We start from the raw sequence: 20,328 nt of genomic DNA on the forward strand, positions 1-20,328 counted from the left end.
GTTCCTTCCTGTAATTTTTGATCCACTTTTTCGGCTTGCTCCAAAGCAGATTGCTCATAAACTTCAACGAAGGCGTTGAGATGCGCCTTCGTTTCAATGTTTTTGAGATAATAATTTACAATCGCCTTACAATCGGTTTCTTTGTTTTTAAGCGCTTGTGTTATTTCGTCAAATGAATGGAATTTTTCCAATGGTCTATTACTTTTTATCTTTTCCTTTATTGTCTTTAAGACCTTCTTCTATATCATCCTGAATTTCTTTGGTAGCATCCTTGAATTCTTTGATGCCTCTGCCCAATCCTCTCGCTAATTCAGGGATCCTCTTAGCTCCGAATAGAAGGATGATTACCAAAATGATAATGATAAGGGAACCTCCTCCGATATTCTGAATGAAACCCAATGTAGTCATGATAAGCGTATTTTAGTTATTAAATCGTTACAAAGATAAAACTGTGTCTTACTAACACAAAGGAATAATGCACAGTTCTCTCTATTTTCCTAATCTTTTTTGTAAAGATACTCATATTAAAGCATAAATGCCTATTTCCCAGACAACCAAATTGATGGATTCATCACTTGCAACCCTTTCCATGTCTGGAAATGTACTTCTGAGACCCCATTGCTGCTGGTGGAAACTTCCCCAATTTTGTCATTTGCTTTGACCGATTGTCCTGATTTTACATCAATGGTCTTTAAGCGGCTATACATGGTATAATATTCCCCATGACGGATAATGATGGTGCCTCCCATGCCCGGCACGGTAGAAACTTTGGTCACCACCCCGTCAAATACTGCCCGTACCTCTTCGTCCGGACTGGTCTGTATGTCCACGCCGTCATTGGTGACCATGATGTCCTTCAGGGTAGGGTGGGGGTGCTTTCCATAGCGCTTGGACACAAAACCCTTGGCTACCGGCCAGGGCAGTTTTCCCTGATTCTCAGCAAATGAACTGGACAGGGCCGCTGCCTCGGGAGTCAAGGGCATGCTGGTCCCAGCAGTTTTTTTGGCCGGGGAATTGACCTTTTTGGCTTCAGCCTCGGCACGTCGGATTTCTTCCTCGATGACCTTGCGGATCAAGCGGTTCAACTCCTCCTGTTCCTTTTTGGTCTTTTCGATGTCCTTGCGGATTTCTGATTCCTTCGCAGTGAGGGTTTGAACGATCCCCTGTTGTTCTTTTTTGAGTTGATCGAGTTCCTTTTTCTGACTTTGTTCCTCTTTTAATGCCTGCTGCTTGTTTTCCTTTTGTGATTCCAGTTTGCCGCGTTGGACCTGCAGGTCTGCATTGACTTTTTTGATTTGCTCCACCTGTTTTTTCCGGGCATCGCTGTATTGCTTGAGGTACCTCAGCCGCATATAAAACTGTTTGAAGGTAGATGAGCTGAAGATAAAAGTCAATATCGTGACGCCACTGTTGAGTTTGGAAGAAACATAGATCATCTGGGCATACTCTTCCTTGAGGACCTTCAGGTCATTTTCAAGCGAACCGATCATTCCTTCAGTTTCTTTTATCTCCCGGTTGAGCAGGGCCACTTCGGTATTGAGGGTTTTGATATAGGTGATCCTGGTTTCCAGTTGTTTGTTGACTACATTAAGCTCACTGATGGTGTTTTTCTTTCTGGCAGAAGTTTTCTTGAGGATTTCATCAAATTCCTTAAGGCGCTGCTGTACGGCAGCTTTTTCTTTTTCCAGCTGTGCGCGGGTTTTTCCCGTTTGGGCTTGGAGTTCGGCATTCCCGGTCCAAAAGATGTACCCTGTCATCAACAATAAAACAAGCAGTAACCTTCTCATCATAGCTTAAAAATTGTAAGGAAATGAGAGTGGGCTATTGGACAGGTCTACCTTGTTTATCTCCAGATTGACCAAGGTGGATTGGGGCTGGTTGGAAGATTCCTGCTCAATCATCATATTGATCAATATTTTATAAGCAAAGGGCTGTTCTTCCAATACCTCAAATTCCGGATAGACAGCGGAGAGCTTTCCTTTGTGGAACCTGGAAGAGGTGTTGAGCTCCTGCACTTTGCCATGCTGGGCACCGACAACAGACTCATAGGTGATTCCGTCTCTCCTTTGGGTGAGCTCAAAGGTTTTTCCCACCCGCACCAGCCTGTCCCTAAAGCTAACTGCATTGGGGATGTTGGCAAAAAGGACGTTTTGGAAAAGGTCCAGTGATAGCTTCAGCCCGTAGGTATTCTGAAACTGGTCGTAAGTAAGGTCGATGTCCTGTCCGTTGATTCGGTCTTTGATCTTTATTTCTTCGGCGGTAATGACGCCCCTGGCCGCTTCAATCCCAAGTCCTGGGCTAAGGCTAAACCAGATAATGCTGTCTTTTTTAGCCCTCAGGTTGAGCGTGCCCCGGGTGGTTTTACCGTTTTTTTCTTCCAAGACCACCCTGGCTTTTGCGCTAAGGTAGTCGAAGTCGAAATAGGAAGGAGTAAACTCCTTCATCATATCTTCTGAGGAGTATAAATTTGGCCTTTTGGCACATCCTGCCAACAGTACAAGGGCCATTAAAAAAGTCAGAAAAAAACCTTTATTCATAATATTTTCTGTCCTTGATTTTTTTTCCTAGAACCTCGGAACTGTCCGCTTTGTCCAAGGCCTTTTTCCAATAGAGTAGGGCTTCGTTTTTCTCTCCCAAATGAAAGAGGATGTCCCCGTAATGTTCAAGCATAACGCCACTGGGCTCTTCTTCATTGTCCAAAGCCAACTTCATATAATGTTTGGCCTGTTGGAATTTTTCCATCTGAAACAGCACCCAGGCATGTGTGTCCAAATAGGTGGCATTGGAGGGGAATTTTTTGACCAGTTTTTGGGACATCTTGAGGGCTTTGTCCAGTTCTCTTTTTTCCAATGAGAGAAAATAGGCGTAGTTATTTAAAATATGCTCATCATCGGGATTTTCGGATAGCACCTGCTCATAGACTTCAAAAGCCTCTTTACTTTTCTTTAAGGCATGGAAAGTGTCTCCCAGCTGGCCGAGAATCATCATGTCGAGCTGTTTGTTTAGGCCCTTGTTGAGCTCTTTGCTCTTTTGTAAAGAGACTGCGGCTTCATCATGTTTTTTGAGTGCCAGTTTAGCGGTACCGTCAAAAAACCAAAACTCTGCCTTGTCCTCAAACTCATCGGTACCGATAATGGTATAATGCTCAATGTTTTCAAAACCTTTGCCCAGCTCAAACATCAGGCTGATGATGTTCTGTAGGACCTTAGGGTTTCTGCGATTAAGGGCAATGGATTCCTTGAAGTAGTCCAAGGCCTTTTCAGCTTCTCCATTTACCAAGGCCCGATCTCCCAATACCGTATAGACTTCAGCATCCTTTGGGTTTTTCTCCAGCATGATCTGCCCCAAACTGTCCAACATGTTTTCCCTTTCGGAGGTTTTTAGGTCTTTTTGGATAATATCGGTGAAAGTCTGGGCTTTGACCTGTCCTTCCAGATCGGGGTTGTGAAAACCTTCAAACAGGTGCTGCTTGGCTTTGTCCAGCTCCCCTTTTTTCTTGAGCAGGGTATAAGAGGCCAGGTGCAGATCTCCCTGATTAGGGTATTCTTCAAGGGATTGATAAACTGTAGCCAATGCTTGGTCCAAGCGGTTATTGTTGAATAGGATTTCGACCAGTGCCAAGACATACCTGGAATTGCCAGGGTTGGCCTCTACTAGCTTTTCACCTTCCTCAATGGCTCCTTCGAGGTTGTTTTGCTTCAGGTGGATCCGTTGTTTTTGAACGGACAACTGTTCTACCACTCCGTAAAATTCCTCGGCATCATCCAGGGCTTTTAGTGCCTTGTCAAATTGCTGAGTGCTCAGGTAAAGGGAAGCGAGCTCCAGAATATACTGCTGGTTATCGTCAGAGCTTTCGATCAGCTCCTTTAGTATCTTTGCGGCCTTTTCCGGTTGGTTTTGTTTGGTGTAGACTTCGGCCACCAAGAGTCGGTAGTATTTATTCTCAGGATCCGCCTCAATGGCTTGCTGACCGTAAGTCAATGCATCTTCGTTTTGATTGGCTCTGGCCAGAATCTCTGCGATTTTAAAGTTGATGGCCCCTTCTTCAGGGTTCAGGTTATAGGCCTTATCAAAGTAAAAATAGGCCTTCTTATAATCTTCCAGCATCATGTGCTTTTCGCCCTCTATAAAAAGACGGTCGGCCATGGCTTCTTTTTTTTCCTGCTTTTTACTTTTTTTCTGAGCGAAAGACTCAGGGACAAAAAAAAGGCAGAAAAAAAGGAAGGTGCTTACGAAGATGTGTTTTTGTATGTTTTTTACGCTCATCACAAGTGCTCTACTCAACTGATTTCGGGCAGGGAAAGCCTCCACCCAAGCTTTTGACAAACTTAATGTCCTTTTGGTTCACCTCTATAAGGTTATTTGGGTAAAAATAACAGTATCAGGACTTTCCAGTGCTTCCAAAGCCTCCAGCTCCCCTGTTGGTTTCGGAGACAGCGCTGGTCTCTTCCCATTGGATCTGTTCATGTTTGGTAATCACCATCTGGGCAATGCGCTCTCCGTCCTGGATTTCAAAGGGCTCTTTGGAAAGGTTCACTAAAAGCACTTTGATTTCGCCCCTATAATCAGCATCAATCGTGCCAGGAGTATTAAGGACGGTAAGTCCGTGTTTGTAGGCCAAACCACTTCTCGGTCTGATCTGCGCCTCAAAACCAGCAGGCAGTTCCATATACAGGCCGGTACCGACCAAAACGCGCTCCAACGGCTCCAATAAGATACTTTTTTCGATATTGGCCCTCAAGTCCAATCCTGCGGATAAAGGGGTTTGGTACTCGGGAAGGGGGTGCTTTGATTGGTTGATTACTTTTACCTGCATGGTAGTGTTACTGTTTTTTGATTTTTTGAAAGATTAAAGATAGTTCCTTTTTTTCCAAAAAGACAATCAAAATCACAAAACAGCAGGCCAGCCCATTGCGGAAAAAGAAGGTCAGCAAGGAAGAATCTGTCTGTAGGTAAAAGCCCAGATAAGACAAGGCAAAACCAACAAGAAGGTAAAGTACTCCTGAAGTGGTATTATAGGGGATGGGATAGTATTTTTGGCCAAAAAGATAGCACATGACCGACATTACTATATAGGTGGCCAGCGTACTCAGCGCACCGCCCATATAGCCTAGTTTGGGTACGAAAAGAAGGATGACCAGTACGGTGATAACAGCACCGGTAAAAGTGATGTAAAAGCTGTAAATGGTCCGGTCGGTAATTTTAAACCAAATGCTGAGGTTAAAGTAAACCCCGAGCATCAAGTAGCCCATCAACAGCATGGGGACGATCTCTGTACCGGCATTATAGCCTTTATTACCCAAAATCAAAGGGCCGATGATATTGAGGTTGACCGCCACAAAGACCATTAAGATGCTGCAAAAGATGATGAACCAGTGCATTACCTTGGCGTATAGCTGGGGACTGTTTTTGTCCTGGCTTTGAGAAAAGAAAAAGGGCTCAGCTGCATATTTAAAGGCTTGTATGATCAGGTTCATAAAGATGGCCAGCTTAAAGTTGGCACCGAATACCCCTCCAGCCTCGCGCGCACTCAACCCGGGGTAAAAGTTTTCGGGCAGGATATATTCAAACAAGAACCTGGAGAAGACCTCGTTGGTCACCCCTGCCAGGCCCATAAAGAGCAAAGGAAGGGCATAATGCCACATGGGGCCGAGTATGCTTTTATCAAATGACCAGCGGAATTTTCCTGAAAGAAAAAACAGCACCGGGATGATCAGGGCATTGGCAAAAAGGTTGGAAAGCAGGATATAGTCTACTCCCCATTCGGGATGGTAAAAGGTGTCTACAAAGGGCTGAAAGCTTGATAGGTAATCCCCATTATGGATATGGAAACAGACCACAATAAAGAAAATGTTGAAGCCTACATTCAACAGGATGTTCAGCAGCTTGGTCATGGCAAACTGGACAGAGCGGTTTTCTACCCTTAATTTGGCGTAGGGGATGGCAAGGATGGCATCAATGGTCAGGATCAGGGCAGTCCATTGGAACAGGTAGGCCTTTCCAGGGTAATCCATCCAAAGGCTTATCTGCTCTGCACTCAAGAACAAGATGGCCCCCAATGACAGTGAGGTGGTCAGAATCAGGGATTGAACATTATTATAGACCGCTTTGGGATCCAGTCCTTTTCCTGTGGAAAACCTGAAGAAAGTGGTTTCCATACCATAGGTAAAGAGGATATTGAAAAAGGCGATAAAAGCGTAAATCGCGGTGAAAGATCCTAGGTCCTCTTTGGTGAGGTAAGTGATATATAGAGGGAGAAGCAGGAAGTTGATTACCCTGCCCAGTATACTGCTTATTCCATAAATGGCGGTTTGGCCGGCCAGTTTTTTGAGATTACCCATGAATTAGCAGCCGACTCCTATTCCCCCTTAAAGTTGGGTTTTCTTTTTTCAAGGAAAGCGGCCGTTCCTTCGGTGTAATCATCGGATTTTACGCAGCGGGCAAAGCTGTTGGCTTCTATCAGGTAGCCATTCTCCTCATTGCTGAAGACTGCATTGACACAATCTACAATCATGCCCAGGGCCAAAGGTGCTTTGGTCATGATTTTCAGCAAAATTTCCTCGGCTTTTTCAATGGCTTCCTGTTTGGTGCTGGTGACATGGTTGACCAGCCCCAGTGCCTTGGCTTCCTCTGCACCGATCATATCGCCGGTCATCAATAGTTCATTGGCTTTTCCCCGGCCGATCAAAAAAGTAAGCCTTTGGGTGCCTCCGTAACCGGGGATGATGCCCAGGTTTACTTCGGGCTGCCCAAATTTGGCATTGGCAGAGGCGATGCGCATATGGCAGGCCATGGCCAGTTCACAGCCTCCACCAAGTGCAAAGCCGTTGACTACGGCAATGACGGGTTTGTGGCAGGATTCTATAAGATTGTAGGCTTCCTGTCCGTTTTCTGAAAATTTCCGGGCATTCAACTCGTTAAGGTCAGCAATCTCGCTGATGTCCGCTCCGGCAACAAAGGCTTTTTCCCCGGCGCCGGTAAGGATCACCGCTCTGATGGACTTGTTGTCATTGACTTCGTTAAAGATATTTTTCAGCTCTTCAAGGGTGTCAAAGTTGATTGCGTTGAGCTTGGATTCCCGGTTGATGGTAAGGTAAAGGATACCGTTTTTATTTTCAGAAAGAATATGGGTAGTTTCAGCCATGCCTTAAAACCTATGTTTAAATCCAAATATACAAGGTGGTCCAGCAAAGACAAAGCAAACCCTTTAAAAATGAAAACAGGTTTCAGCTTGTCGCTGATAGTGACCAACTTGAAAATCTTGCATTATCTGGCTAAAAAGGGTGAAATAGTTATTTCATTATCGGTCTTCTCTGGCAGATTTTTATATTTTTGTAGCACATTTTGAAACTTCAAATCTATAATAATACACTTTATGTCATCCAAAAGAAAAATAACCGTAGCTTACGGTGATGGTATCGGCCCGGAAATTATGAAAGCCACGCTGGGAATTTTGGAAGCAGCGGGAGCGCAAATCGAAACAGATGTGATCGAGATAGGCGAGCAGGTTTACCTTAAAGGTATCAGCTCCGGTATCGAACCAAAAGCTTGGGATTCATTAAGAGAGACAAAGGTTTTTTTAAAATCCCCTATCACTACCCCTCAGGGTGGAGGCTTCAAAAGCCTGAACGTAACGACCCGGAAAACTTTGGGGCTTTATGCCAACGTCAGGCCTTGTAAGTCTTATTCCCCTTATATCCGGACACATTTCCCTCAGACTGATATGGTGATCATCAGGGAAAATGAAGAGGATCTTTATGCAGGAATTGAGCACAGACAGACCGATGAAGTGTACCAGTGTTTGAAGCTGATCTCCAGGCCTGGTTCTGAAAAGATCATCCGTTATGCCTTTGAGTATGCCAAAAAATACAACCGTAAGAAAGTAACCTGTATGACCAAGGACAACATCATGAAGTTGGCCGATGGTCTTTTCCATAAAATCTTCAATGAGGTGGCTCAGGAATATCCGGACATCGAGGCGGATCACAAGATCATCGATATCGGAACTGCCCTGATTGCCGACAGACCGGAGATGTTTGATGTTATCGTCACGCTGAACCTATATGGTGATATCATTTCTGATGTAGCTGCGCAGATCACAGGTTCTGTGGGGCTGGGAGGATCATCCAATGTGGGTGAAGATGTGGCCATGTTTGAAGCCATCCACGGTTCCGCTCCTGATATTGCCGGCCAGGATATTGCCAACCCTTCAGGCTTGCTCAATGGGGCAATCATGATGTTGGTGCATATCGGTCAGCCAGAAGTGGCAGAGAAAGTCAGCAATGCCTGGATGAAGACCCTAGAAGATGGAATCCATACCGGTGATATTTATCAAGAAGGAGTTTCAGCCAAGCGTGTGGGAACCCAGGAGTTTGCTCAAGCGGTAATTGAGAGATTGGGTCAGAAGCCTGAAAACATGACTCCTGCGGAGTTTAAAAAAGGAGACGGCACTGAGGACAATATGGGGGCGATTAAGCTTACGGAAAGAAAACCGATCAATAAAGAGCTTGTTGGACTGGACGTGTTTATCGACTGGAAGGAAAACGGTAAGGACGCCAATGTGATCGGTGACAAATTGCGAGCAGTAGATGCAGCGGGTGTTAAAATGCAGCTGATCACTAACAGAGGAGTAAAGGTATATCCTGATGGTATGAAGGAAACCTTCTGTTCTGATCACTGGAGGGTAAGGTTCTTCAATGCAGACCAGTCACCGATAAATCATGCCCAGGTGTTGGATATATTGAAGCAAGTAGATGATTTGGGTTTTGATTTTATCAAAACAGAAAATCTTTACACCTTTGATGGAGAAAGAGGTTTCTCTCTGGCACAGGGAGAGTAAGAAAAATTGATTTTTAGTGAGAGAGGAAAACGGAAAGGTTTTCCTCTTTTTTTGATTTTATTTGAGACATTCGAGGTATTAGTTTACGTCTGGACAAAGAACTTTAAAGAATAAAATCATGAAAAACGTATTTTTAAGCTTAGTTGTTTTTTGCTCCTTAGGAGCGTGTACAGAGTCTGCCCTTGAACCTGAGATTATTATTGATCCAAGCGAGTCCTTTTTGGAAGGAGAGTGGAAGTTGGTGAAAAGCAGGGGATCCATGGTGGATGTTACTTTGGGGGGGGATGCATTGGAAAGATCCGAGATCTACTCTTTTTCCGGAGATGGAGACTTTGAAAAAAGCATCGAAGAGGACGATTTCAATGGTATGGCTACCGGGACCTATTCCATTGAAGAGGTTTCGGAAGAACTGGCCGACGAATATGTAGGGGTGGTTGTTCTGACCTTTACCGAGGGGGATGATATTGCTGGGAACTGCACAAGTGGAGATGAAGAGACAGAGGATTTATATATATCAAAAAAGGGGCAATTGGAGAATATAGACTGGGCACCATGTGATGGCCCTTATCTCTATTATGAAAAGCAATAAAGATGGTGAATTAAAAAAGGCCTGCTTGATTCAATCAAGCAGGCCTTTTTGTATTAAAAGAAACTAAAATTAATTAGTCGCCTCTTTTTTGGACATTCTGTTCCGCTCATTTTCGTCCAAGTAAATCTTACGCATTCTCATGCTCTTAGGAGTGATTTCCAGGTATTCATCCTTTTGGATGTATTCCATGGCCTCTTCCAAAGAGAATTTCTTGGCCGGAGCAATTTTAGTATTGTCGTCTGAACCAGATGCACGCATATTGGTCAGTTTTTTACCTTTTTGTACGTTTACCACGATGTCATTGTCTCGGGAATGTTCGCCGATTACCTGGCCACCATAGATTTCCTCTCCCGGATCCACAAAGAATACGCCTCTATCCTGAAGCTTGTCAATGGCATAACCGGTAGTCGGGCCTGATTCCATGGAAATCAATGAACCGTTGATTCTACCTGCGATAGGTCCTTTGAACGGTTCATAATCCACAAAACGGTGGTTCATGATCGCTTCACCCTGAGTGGCCGTAAGCACGTTGTTTCTTAAGCCGATCAGACCTCTTGAAGGAATCCTGAATTCCAAGTGCTGAAGATCTCCTTTTGGTTCCATCACCAAGAGTTCTCCCTTACGCTGCGTAGCCAATTCGATAACTTTTCCGGCAGTTTCCTCCGGTACATCCACTACCAAGGATTCGATAGGCTCATGCTTCACCCCGTCGATTTCTTTGTAGATTACCTGTGGCTGGCCTACCTGAAGTTCGTAGCCTTCTCTTCTCATGGTCTCGATCAATACTGACAAGTGAAGGATGCCTCGTCCATACACCAAGAATTTATCCTCATTGTCCGTAGGCTCCACCCTGAGTGCCAAGTTTTTCTCTGTTTCCTTGTACAGACGGTCTCTCAAGTGTCTGGAGGTCACAAATTTGCCTTCCTTACCAAAGAAAGGAGAGTTGTTGATCGTAAAGAGCATGTTCATGGTAGGCTCATCGATCGCGATTCTTGGTAGAGGTTCCGGATTTTCAGCGTCAGCAATGGTGTCGCCGATTTCAAATCCTTCAATACCTGTTACTGCACAGATGTCACCTGCCTGCACTTCCTCAACCTTATTTTTACCCAGTCCCTCAAATACATGAAGTTCTTTGATCCTCATTTTTTTGATGGAGCCATCCTCTTTGCAAAGTGCAATTTGCGTGTTCTCTTTTAGGCTTCCTCTTTTTACCCTACCGATAGCAATTCTCCCTACGAAATTGGAGAAATCCAGCGAAGTGATTTGCATCTGGGCGTTTCCTTCTTCGATTTTAGGAGCAGGAATATGTTCGATGATGGTATCCAAAAGTGGTAAGATGGAATCTGTTGGGTTTTGCCAATCAGGGCCCATCCAGTTGTTTTTGGCTGATCCGTACATGGTCACGAAGTCCAGCTGTTCTTCGGTAGCGTCCAAGTTGAACATCAGGTCAAATACCGCTTCGTGCACTTCATCGGGACGGCAGTTTGGTTTGTCCACCTTGTTTACCACTACGATAGGGGTAAGGCCAAGGTCCAACGCTTTGCCCAAAACAAAACGTGTCTGAGGCATTGGTCCTTCAAAGGCATCCACCAAAAGGATTACACCGTCTGCCATTTTCAATACCCTTTCCACTTCACCACCAAAATCGGCGTGACCAGGGGTGTCAATGATATTGATTTTAAAGTCTTTATATCTAACGGACACGTTTTTGGAAAGAATAGTGATGCCTCGTTCTCTCTCCAGGTCGTTATTGTCCAGGATTAAGTCGTCAAATTGTTGGTTTTCACGGAAGATTTTGGAAGCGTGGATAATTTTGTCTACCAGGGTAGTCTTGCCGTGGTCAACGTGCGCGATAATCGCGATGTTACGAATATTCTGCATGATCAGGATTAATTAAGTTGCAAAAGTACAAAGAAAATTCCGTAAAACGATTAAGGATAAATAAAGTTTCTATTTTCTGTGGAATAATTCGTTTTGCTTCATGCTCAGTGATTTATGTTATTTGTCTGGTATGCTTAAGGTATTTTGGCTACATTAAAGAGCTGAGCATAGCTAAAGTCGGAGGAAAGGAAAGATTTTGTTGGTTTACAATTTTGGACTATTTATTGACAGGTTTCCAGTGTTTTTGGTATAATTTTTGGATCATTTAATTCAGAAAGTAATTAATCCAAGAAGGTCTGATTATCGTATAAGTTTTTAAGTATTAAGAAGTTTCTGACTATTTTGAGGGAAACTGTTTGCATTGAAATAAATTGGTTATATTTATAAAGTGCAAATAAGTTGGTTTGAAATACTGAAGTTAATTTTTATTGTTAATGTTGTCGGAGGTCCGGCAGGCGACACGAAAGTGTAAGAAGTAAGGTTATTTTGTTTTAGAGGACTAAAAAAGACTTACAACCATGAAGTACTTAATTAAGATCGAGATCAATGACGTAGAGTTTCAGATTCATACAGAGGCCGGTAGTGAAAGAGAGGCCAAGGACAATGTATGGGAGATTATTCGAAGAAAAACTTCTTTGAAATCCATAGAAAAAGAGTCGCCAGAGCCTAAGGAATCCAGCTTGGGAAGAAAGCTGGCTGAAGGAATAAGAAGCGCATTATTATTATAATCAAAAAAAGGAAGTCTATTTGAAGAAAATTTACATTATAGTTTTTTGTCGTTACAAGTAAGATTGATTTCAAGGCTGTCAGACATGTGGGTTTGACAGCCTTTTTTGATTTTTGTGCGAGATGCTGCGTATTCCCGTAGCAGCATAGCCATGCTAAAGGAGGTAATGACTTTTAAGCTTAACTAAATAAGCAGAACAGAAATCACCCATAGGCATCAGTCTGTCTCATAATAGGGGGAATACTTCTATTTTCGGGTGTTTTGGCTTTTAATAATTCCGTTTGCTTTCTGCCAAATAATTGGAAAAGGCCTGGGATTCCTCAAAGGGTGCCAGCGCACTTTTTAAATCCCTTCTCTTAATCGCCGAGATTTTTTACCTTTGGGCAAAATTTAAGGAAATGAGCATCCAAAAACCAACTTTACCGAAAGGAACCAGGGACTTTGGGCCAGAGCAAATGGCCAGAAGGAATTATATTCTGGATATTATCAAAGATACATTCAAACTGTTTGGTTACCAGCAGCTGGAAACGCCGTCCATGGAGAATTTGTCTGTGTTGACCGGTAAATATGGGGATGAAGGAGATCAGCTACTCTATAAAATATTGAATAGTGGGGATTTTTTGAAGAAGGTAAAAACGGGAGATTTGGAGCAGGGGACAGGACAGGTTTTACCTAAGGTGGCTGAAAAAGGACTCAGGTATGACCTGACAGTTCCGTTTGCCCGATACGTGGTGATGAACAGAAACGATATTACTTTTCCGTTCAAACGTTTCCAGATTCAGCCGGTATGGAGGGCAGACAGGCCCCAGAAAGGGCGATACAGGGAGTTTTATCAATGTGATGCTGATGTGGTCGGTACGGACAGCCTGATCTGTGAGGCAGAGATATTGTTGATGATCAGAAGGGTTTTTGCCAAATTGAAGCTGAACGATTACGATATTAAGGTCAACAACCGAAAAATCCTAACCGGAATATCGGAGGTGATCGGTGCTCCAGGAAAGGAAAGCGAGCTTTGCGTGGCCATAGACAAGCTTGATAAAATAGGCTGGGAGAAAGTGCAGGAGGAATTGGTACAAAGAGGCTTTTCAGGTGAAGCTATCACAAAGCTTGAGCCAGTGGTGCTTTTGAAGGGAAGCAACAGTGAAAAGCTAAGTTTTTTAAAGGACTTTTTGAGTGCAAGTTCCGAAGGTTTGAAGGGTGTTGCTGAACTCGAAGAAGTACTGGGGATTTTGGAAAACTTTGGGGAGAATCAGGAGCATGTGGTGCTGGACGTGGTCCTGGCCAGAGGGCTTTCCTATTATACCGGGGCAATTTTTGAGGTGAAGGTAAACAACGTTTCCATTGGTTCGGTCAGCGGAGGCGGAAGGTACGACAACCTTACTGGCGTATTTGGCTTGGAGGGCGTTTCAGGTGTAGGGTTTTCGTTTGGGGTAGACAGAATCTATGATGTGTTGGAGGAACTGGAGCTCTTTCCGGATGAGCGAATGCAATCCACGGCTGTGATGGTGGGTTATTTTGATCAAAACGGAAAGGACTACGGGCTGAAAATACTGAACGGATTACGATCTGCAGGTTTGTCAGCGGAAATTTATCCTGACGTTACAAAGGTAAAAAAGCAGTTTAACTATGCGGATAAAAAGAATATTCCTTTTGTGATCATGATAGGTTCTGAGGAAATGGCGCAGCACAAGGTTACTTTGAAAAATATGAAAACCGGTGATCAGCACATGTATTCTTTAGAGGAGTGCATAGGCATCATCAGCGCAGTTTGAGTTATCTTAAAAGGTGCATAGCACTCTAAAAGAGGAGCGCTATGCACTGACCAAGTTTATCTTCGGGGATAAATGCAGCTTGCTACCAAATAGACCGTTCAATAGTAATAGCTCCAGGGCAGGGTGATGTGCCTATCAGATTAATCGGATATGGGAGTAAAAAGTTGTGGTTTTGAACGGGAGTTAAAAAAAGGTTCCAATAATTAAATACGCTCGAAACGTTTGTAGCTTAAACGGATCAGTATAAAGGTTTATATTTGAAAGAAAATAATTAGTTGAAATATGTTTGATTTTATGAATATCATGAATAAGGTGAAGGAAGCTCAGGCCAAGATCAAGGAAAAGCAGGCTGAGCTGGTTCACCTTACTGCAGAAGGCGAAGCCGGAGCAGGGATGGTCAAAGTAATCGTAAACGGTCACAGAAAGGTGCTGGATATCATCATCGATGACAGTCTCTTCAGTCCTGAGGATAAGGATATGTTGAAGGATTTGGTGGTAGCAGCGACCAATAAGGCTTTCGAAAGCATAGAGGTAAAAATCAAAGAGGAAATGAAAAAGGCCACTGAAGGCCTAATGCCTAATATTCCGGGGATGGATATAGGTAATATGTTTGGATGAAGCGGGCGGCCATCGTTATATTAAATTACAATGGGAAGGAGATGTTAGAAAAATTCCTTCCCATTGTTGTTCAAAACAGCAGTTTTGAGGTCATCATCGCGGACAATGCCAGTTCGGACGGTTCTGAACCGTTTTTAAAAGAACATTATCCTGAGGTTAGGACTATTTTTTTAGCTAAAAATCACGGCTTCAGTCAAGGTTATAATGAAGCGCTGTCCCAACTGGAAGGGGAATTTGCTTTTTATTTATTGCTCAACTCCGATGTGGAGGTTACCCCGGGCTGGGACAGCATACTGGTACAATGGCTGGAATCACATGTTGCCTATGCAGCGGTACAGCCCAAAGTCCTTTCACAAACCAACAAACCCTTCTTTGACTATGCTGGAGCCGGTGGGGGCTATATCGATCAACTGGGCTTTCCCTACTGTAGGGGGAGGATTTTGGACTTGTTGGAAAAAGATGAGGGGCAGTATGATGATGACCGGGAGGTGGATTGGGTATCTGGGGCTTGCTTTGCTGTCCGTGCTGATCTTTATCACAAATTTGGCGGTTTTGAGCCCTTGTTTTTTGCCCATATGGAGGAAATAGACCTGTGCTGGCGACTGAGCCTCAAAGGGTACAGACTTGGTTATACGGGAAAAGCCAGGGTGTATCATGTCGGGGGAGGGACACTGTCCAGGACCAGTCCGTTTAAAACTTACCTCAATTACCGAAACAACCTGTTGATGCTTTATAGAAACCTAAAGACAACGGGCTTCCTGAAAATCATGTCCGTAAGGATATTTATGGATTTGGCGGCAGTGTTTTTTTTCTTGGTCAGTGGAAAAAGCAAGCACGCACTACAGGTGCTCAAAGCTTATCGGGACTTTTCTAAGATGAAGCATCAGCTAAGAAAATCCAGCCCTTTGGCACTAAAATTGCCATCCAATAATGCTGATAAAAAAGTCCGTTCGATAGTGATGACTTATTACCTAAAGGGAAAAAGGAAATATTCCGTTATTTAATCAAAAAGTACTGGGTTATTGCTCTTTCTGAAGTATTTCCTGATTTTCATCATCATGGCCATTACCACATAAATAATTACCGGTGAGCCCAGGGTGATAAAGGAAGTGTAGATAAAGAATAACCGGATGCTGTCGATGGGAAAGTTAAGTTTTTCCCCAAGCTTGGAACAAACGCCAAATGCTCTGTCTTCAAAGAATATTTTCAGTTTTTCCATTTTATATTTCTCGTTTTAAAAGCTAAAAGTAGTGAAAATATAATGAATATTCCAATAAAACATATCAAGCCCAGGCCGATTATGAAGCATACTTATAAATATTTAATAGTTTGTATTTCAGTGTTTTTGGGAGGGTGTAGTGCCCAATCGAAGTTTGACAGTGCAGGAGTTCCCAAAATGAAGATTGACGAGGATCCACTGGTGCTACACAAAGATTCTATTCAGTTTACTTTTAGGGCAACCATCCCCGCCGGCCTCGTCTCTGAAAAAAGCAATTATACCATTTTGCCGGAGTACCAATATGGGGAAGGGGCATTACCCCTGGATGAAATCAAAGCTACCCAAGAAGACCTTGCAGGCGAAGGCCAAGTGGTCGAAATCATCAAAAAAATGTCCTTTCCTTATCTCGAAGGTATGGACAGGGGGAGTTTGAGGGCAAAGGGACTGATGGAGGAAGTGGAGTCGGGAAAAAGTTATTCTACCCCCTATGTAACCTTGGCAGAAGGGATCATCAGCACGCCCAAGTTGGTGAGGGTAGGCCAGTTTGCACCGGGGGAAAATATTCCAGAGGTGGGAGCATACATGAGCTATGATGATGAGCTGTTGAACATGTCGGCTTTTGATGCCAACTACTATTTCTCCAAGGATGAGACAAAGCCCCAGCTTTCCGCTAAGAATGAAGCATTTTCGGAAACCTTAAAAGAGGTGGTGGCCAAAAATGAGGAAATTAAGGAAATCTTGGTAAGTGGCATGGCCTCGCCAGATGAGTCTTCCTATGAGGTGTTGGCGGCGCAGCGGGCGCAGGCTATGGAAAGCTACTTAAAGGAAGCGTTGAAAAAGGCCGGTTATGCTTTCGATGTAAGGGGGATCAATTTCAAATTGGTCAAGAATGAGCCTGATTGGCTGTTGTTCAGGCACCTGCTTAGGACCTACGATAATATGGACATGCCAGAAAGGGATAAATATTTTGATATCATCTATTCGGCTTCGGAATATAATGAGAAAGTGGAGGCCTTAAAAAGGCTTCCATCCTATAAGGCGTTTGCCAGGGATAAATTTCCTGCCATGCAAATGGCCAAAGTGTCCTTCATGATGTCAAAGGACAGGCGGGATGATCCCGAGATTTCTGCCCTGGCCAATATGTATATCAATGGTACCGCACAAGGGGATGAACTAACGGAAGCCGAACTGGCAAGGGCTGCGGAATTTAATCCTGGGCTCAAAGAAAAGCAGATTTTGTACGAGGCCATGCTGGAAAAAAATGGATCGGCGTTGGCTTATAACAATTTAGGGGTGGTTTACCTCAACCAGGCCCACCGTATGATAAAAGTCAGCGATAAAAATAACAAGGTGAATGATGCGATGAATCTCTTCAGGATGTCAAATGATATCAGGGTAAGCGCTGCTGCTACCCATAATACAGGACAGGCATTTTTGATGTGGGAAAACTATGGAGCGGCCTATATAGAAATATCGGAAGCCAATGCGCTCTCAAAAGATGATGAGGAGTTCAACAGTTTCAATGAAGGGAGAAGAGGGGCCATTGATATCATAAGAGGGGATTATAAGTTGGCAACACTAAGGTTAAACAAAGCCCCTGAAACGGAAACAAACCTGTTTAATAAAGGATTAGCGTACTATTTGGCCCAAGAATATGCCCAGGCAGCAGTGGCTTTTGAAGAAAGCGCCCTGAAAAACATGGAGTTTGGCTATGCCTTTTACGGATTGGCCTTGGTGGCCGCAGAAAATAATGACAAGGAGCGATTGTATGAAAACCTTCAAAAGGCGGTACAGAGAAGTCCGTATTTAAAAAGAAGGGCGGCTACTGACCGGGAGTTTATGGATTATTTCTCACAACCGGAGTTCAGGCAAGCCATTCGGTAATACCATGAATACCATAAGATAGATAAGGGCACCTTCCGTATTGGGGGTGCTTTTTTATTTGACTTCGTGTAAAATTTAATGTTTTATCGATTTAGTTGTGTTAAAAAATAAGGTAATTTAAAAAGGGCAAAAATGTTTTTTCTGTTTAAAATTTTCTAATTTTCGACACAATCACCAATAAAAGTAAATCAGTATATGCCCAATAGAAGAAAATTTCTAAAAAACACCTTAATGTCATCAGCATTGGTACTTCCAAGTGGAATAGTTTCCGCGTTACCTTGGGAAGCTGGCAGTGGCAAGAGGAATAAGCCATTGATTTTATCGACCTGGAATCACGGTATGGCGGCCAATGACAAAGCTTGGGAAGTGTTATCGGGCAATGGAAGTATAGTAGATGCTGTGGAACAAGGGGTGATGGTGACAGAGTCAGATCTCACCAATCTGTCCGTAGGCCTGCAGGGACTTCCTGATCGGGAAGGCATAGTGACCTTGGATGCTTCGATAATGAAAGGGGACGGCAGCTGCGGCTCGGTTTGTTTTGTAAGGCAGGTAAAGCACCCCATTTCACTGGCTAGAAAAGTAATGGAAGAAACTCCCCATGTGATGTTGGCGGGTGAAGGGGCCAGGCAGTTTGCCATCGAACAGGGTATTTCTATGGAAGAGGAAACGCTAAGCCCTGCTGCAGCTAAAGCTTATGAAAAATGGAAGGAAAAATCCGAATATAAACCGATCATCAACATCGAAAACCATGATACTATCGGAATGATCGGTTTGGATGCTGATGGTCAATTGGCAGGGTCCTGCACCACCAGTGGACTGGCCTATAAAATGCACGGTAGGGTCGGAGACAGCCCAATCATCGGTTCAGGACTTTATGTGGACAATGAAGTGGGAGCAGCCACTGCCACCGGCCTTGGCGAATCCATTATAAAAATTTGTGGTAGCTTTTTGATCGTCGAATTGATGCGTCAGGGAAGAAGTCCTCAGGAAGCATGTGAAGAGGCTGTGCGAAGATTGATCAAAAAGAATAAAGGCATTGAGGGAATCCAAGCAGGATTTCTTGCGATCAACAAGGAGGGAGAACACGGTGCCTATGCTGTCCATCCTGGCTTTAATTATGCCATGCACCACAAAGGAGGAAAAGCGTTAGTAGATTCGAAAAGTAAATTCTAATAAATATTATGTCTTCATTGTTATTAGAGGCCCCGGTTTTTACTGTAGAAGCTGCCTTAAAAGCAGCGGAATATGGAGTCCACAGGTTAGAGCTTTGCTCTGATTTTTTGGAGGGGGGCGAGACACCCAGTGCAGGAGCTTTAAAATTGATCAAAAGTAAAGTAGATATTCCTGTATTTGTTATGATCAGGCCCAGAGGAGGGGACTTTGTCTATACCAATGATGAGCTTGAAGTGATGAAAGAGGATATCCGGGTGCTCAAGCAGATAGGAGCCGACGGTTTCGTTTTTGGAGTATTGACCCCCTTTGGTGAAGTCAATATAGGGGCTTGCGAGCAGTTGATAGACTTGGCAGAGGGACTGCCTTGTACCTTTCACAGGGCTTTTGACGCCTCAAGAAACCTGGAAAAGTCACTTGAAGCGGTTATTGAGTGTGGATTTAGGAGGATTCTTACTTCCGGCGGAAAAAATACGGTGACCGAAGGACTTGATATGATTAACAACTTGTTGGAAAAAGCGGGAAACCGAATCGTCATCATGCCAGGTGGAGGGATGAGAGCTGACCTGATCGACTCCCTGAACGGATCAGGTAACCTGAAAGAGATACATGCGAGCGCCAAGGTTTGGAGAGATTCCAAGAGTGAGTACTGGAATCAGGATTTGGAGCTGAGCGCGGTTCCGGCCAATCAGGACAAGGTGCTTAGTGTCAGTAAAGAAGAAGTTGAGAAGTTTTTAATGAAAAATCGGCTCTAAGCTTAAGCCTTAAGGCCATAGCTTATAAAAGGTGGACAAAGGTTCTGCTCTTTCGGCAGGCCGGTTATCCGTAGTTATTAAAGTAAACTCATCTCTCACAGCCTGTCCTGTCCAGAGACAGGAAGGTCTACTTATTGTCAGAAAGGTTTTCTCAGTAATTTAAATCCTTTCTGCGGGTAGTTATGCATATTCCGCCCGGCGGACAAGTTGTGAGAGAAGCTTTGCTTATGTAGTGTGATTACTTTTTTAGGGATAGCATTACAAGCCAATGACAGCGATAATATGTTGGAGCTTATGAGTTGTTTTTCCTGAGATAGTGAAGGTGTTTTGGATAATTTTTTAATAATATTTTGAGTATAGTGTATTTATGGGTATATTATTAGCTATCTAAACCCAAAATTACTATGATAAAAAGCTTTCAAGGAGTGCGGCTAGTCGAGCCTAAGAGCCGATTGGACCAACCAGTATTGGTAGAAGACCACATGAGTACCAATTTGACAACCTTTCATCCTGAGGACTCCATAGATCATGTTGTTCAGGTGTTGACCCAAAGAAAAATTTCCGGGGCACCCGTGATAGATGATGATCAAAACCTGGTGGGGATAATTTCAGAGGTGGATTGTTTAAAAGAAGTCATCAGAGGAAAGTACAATAATATCCCAAGGCTGGTAGGGAAAGTCAGAGACCATATGACCAGTGAGGTCATTACTTTGGCTCCGAATGTTACCATTTTTGATGCAGCCCAACGATTTTTAGAACTTAAAATCAGGAGATTTCCTGTATTAAAAGAGGGGAGATTAATTGGACAGATCAGCTTAAGTGATGTCATTCGTGCTCTCCCCGGGCTCAAATCAGCAACATGGTAGTTTGTATC

The 20,328-nt window shown here is 43.7% G+C and carries 19 protein-coding genes and 1 pseudogene; 10 read left to right on the forward strand and 10 right to left on the reverse strand.

Translation table 11 applies throughout. From position 1 onward, the window contains the following. The 8 genes and pseudogenes from ACYVAA_RS11215 to ACYVAA_RS11250 form a co-directional block, all read right to left on the reverse strand. Window positions 1-191, reverse strand: a pseudogene (locus tag ACYVAA_RS11215) (Asp-tRNA(Asn)/Glu-tRNA(Gln) amidotransferase subunit GatA); the annotation flags it as partial. A gap of 7 nt (window positions 192-198) precedes the next feature. After that, window positions 199-408 carry a Sec-independent protein translocase family protein gene (gene tatA / locus ACYVAA_RS11220; protein WP_460541617.1) on the reverse strand — a complete coding sequence of 70 codons (210 nt, stop codon included), beginning with the start codon at window positions 406-408 and terminating at the stop codon, window positions 199-201. A 131-nt stretch (window positions 409-539) separates the two neighbouring features. Continuing rightward, a complete protein-coding gene (locus tag ACYVAA_RS11225) occupies window positions 540-1,787 on the reverse strand; it encodes a murein hydrolase activator EnvC family protein (protein ID WP_460541705.1) in 1,248 nt (415 codons plus the stop codon). A gap of 6 nt (window positions 1,788-1,793) precedes the next feature. Beyond that, window positions 1,794-2,537, reverse strand: a complete 744-nt coding sequence (locus ACYVAA_RS11230) for a DUF4292 domain-containing protein (RefSeq protein ID WP_460541619.1) — start codon at window positions 2,535-2,537, stop codon at window positions 1,794-1,796. After that, on the reverse strand, window positions 2,530-4,146 hold the full coding sequence (locus tag ACYVAA_RS11235; RefSeq protein ID WP_460541621.1) for a tetratricopeptide repeat protein: 1,617 nt from the start codon (window positions 4,144-4,146) through the stop codon (window positions 2,530-2,532). Before ACYVAA_RS11235 ends, ACYVAA_RS11230 begins: the two co-directional genes overlap by 8 nt. A gap of 235 nt (window positions 4,147-4,381) precedes the next feature. Continuing rightward, a complete protein-coding gene (gene dut / locus ACYVAA_RS11240) occupies window positions 4,382-4,816 on the reverse strand; it encodes a dUTP diphosphatase (RefSeq protein WP_460541623.1) in 435 nt (144 codons plus the stop codon). 7 nt (window positions 4,817-4,823) lie between these two features. Beyond that, window positions 4,824-6,341, reverse strand: coding sequence for an oligosaccharide flippase family protein (locus ACYVAA_RS11245; protein WP_460541625.1), 1,518 nt, complete (start codon window positions 6,339-6,341; stop codon window positions 4,824-4,826). A 17-nt stretch (window positions 6,342-6,358) separates the two neighbouring features. Continuing rightward, a complete protein-coding gene (locus ACYVAA_RS11250) occupies window positions 6,359-7,144 on the reverse strand; it encodes an enoyl-CoA hydratase/isomerase family protein (protein WP_460541627.1) in 786 nt (261 codons plus the stop codon). A gap of 231 nt (window positions 7,145-7,375) precedes the next feature. Here ACYVAA_RS11250 and ACYVAA_RS11255 point away from each other — a divergent pair, with 231 nt between their 5' ends. Continuing rightward, window positions 7,376-8,839 (forward strand): NADP-dependent isocitrate dehydrogenase, encoded by a 1,464-nt coding sequence (locus tag ACYVAA_RS11255; RefSeq protein WP_460541629.1) that lies wholly within the window; start codon window positions 7,376-7,378, stop codon window positions 8,837-8,839. A 118-nt stretch (window positions 8,840-8,957) separates the two neighbouring features. After that, window positions 8,958-9,428 carry a hypothetical protein gene (locus tag ACYVAA_RS11260; RefSeq protein ID WP_460541631.1) on the forward strand — a complete coding sequence of 157 codons (471 nt, stop codon included), beginning with the start codon at window positions 8,958-8,960 and terminating at the stop codon, window positions 9,426-9,428. A gap of 69 nt (window positions 9,429-9,497) precedes the next feature. Here ACYVAA_RS11260 and typA read toward each other — a convergent pair whose 3' ends face one another. Next, the gene (gene typA, locus ACYVAA_RS11265; RefSeq protein WP_460541633.1) at window positions 9,498-11,309 is read right to left on the reverse strand and encodes a GTP-binding protein TypA/BipA; all 1,812 of its coding nucleotides are present in this window, start codon (window positions 11,307-11,309) and stop codon (window positions 9,498-9,500) included. Window positions 11,310-11,827: 518 nt separating this feature from the next. Here typA and ACYVAA_RS11270 point away from each other — a divergent pair. From ACYVAA_RS11270 to ACYVAA_RS11285, 4 genes are all read left to right on the forward strand, one after another. Further along, window positions 11,828-12,037: a hypothetical protein gene (locus tag ACYVAA_RS11270; RefSeq protein ID WP_460541635.1), complete on the forward strand. Its 210-nt coding sequence runs from the start codon at window positions 11,828-11,830 to the stop codon at window positions 12,035-12,037. Between the two features lie 397 nt (window positions 12,038-12,434). After that, on the forward strand, window positions 12,435-13,808 hold the full coding sequence (hisS, locus tag ACYVAA_RS11275) for a histidine--tRNA ligase (RefSeq protein ID WP_460541637.1): 1,374 nt from the start codon (window positions 12,435-12,437) through the stop codon (window positions 13,806-13,808). A 282-nt stretch (window positions 13,809-14,090) separates the two neighbouring features. After that, window positions 14,091-14,426, forward strand: a complete 336-nt coding sequence (locus ACYVAA_RS11280) for a YbaB/EbfC family nucleoid-associated protein (protein ID WP_460541639.1) — start codon at window positions 14,091-14,093, stop codon at window positions 14,424-14,426. Then, on the forward strand, window positions 14,423-15,430 hold the full coding sequence (locus ACYVAA_RS11285) for a glycosyltransferase family 2 protein (protein WP_460541641.1): 1,008 nt from the start codon (window positions 14,423-14,425) through the stop codon (window positions 15,428-15,430). The genes ACYVAA_RS11280 and ACYVAA_RS11285 overlap by 4 nt, the downstream gene beginning before the upstream one ends. On the opposite strand, the gene ACYVAA_RS11290 is transcribed toward ACYVAA_RS11285, so the two are convergent. Continuing rightward, complete coding sequence (locus ACYVAA_RS11290) at window positions 15,427-15,645, reverse strand: PspC domain-containing protein (RefSeq protein ID WP_460541643.1); 219 nt, start codon at window positions 15,643-15,645, stop codon at window positions 15,427-15,429. The genes ACYVAA_RS11285 and ACYVAA_RS11290 overlap by 4 nt on opposite strands. A gap of 81 nt (window positions 15,646-15,726) precedes the next feature. Between ACYVAA_RS11290 and ACYVAA_RS11295 the strand changes: the two genes are divergently transcribed. From ACYVAA_RS11295 to ACYVAA_RS11310, 4 genes are all read left to right on the forward strand, one after another. Then, the gene (locus ACYVAA_RS11295; RefSeq protein WP_460541645.1) at window positions 15,727-17,529 is read left to right on the forward strand and encodes a TPR end-of-group domain-containing protein; all 1,803 of its coding nucleotides are present in this window, start codon (window positions 15,727-15,729) and stop codon (window positions 17,527-17,529) included. A 195-nt stretch (window positions 17,530-17,724) separates the two neighbouring features. Further along, window positions 17,725-18,702, forward strand: a complete 978-nt coding sequence (locus ACYVAA_RS11300; RefSeq protein WP_460541647.1) for an isoaspartyl peptidase/L-asparaginase family protein — start codon at window positions 17,725-17,727, stop codon at window positions 18,700-18,702. 8 nt (window positions 18,703-18,710) lie between these two features. Beyond that, window positions 18,711-19,454, forward strand: a complete 744-nt coding sequence (locus ACYVAA_RS11305; RefSeq protein WP_460541649.1) for a copper homeostasis protein CutC — start codon at window positions 18,711-18,713, stop codon at window positions 19,452-19,454. Between the two features lie 404 nt (window positions 19,455-19,858). Next, on the forward strand, window positions 19,859-20,320 hold the full coding sequence (locus ACYVAA_RS11310) for a CBS domain-containing protein (RefSeq protein ID WP_460541651.1): 462 nt from the start codon (window positions 19,859-19,861) through the stop codon (window positions 20,318-20,320). Window positions 20,321-20,328: the final 8 nt, after the last annotated feature.

It is taken from the genome of Echinicola sediminis, from assembly GCF_054777495.1.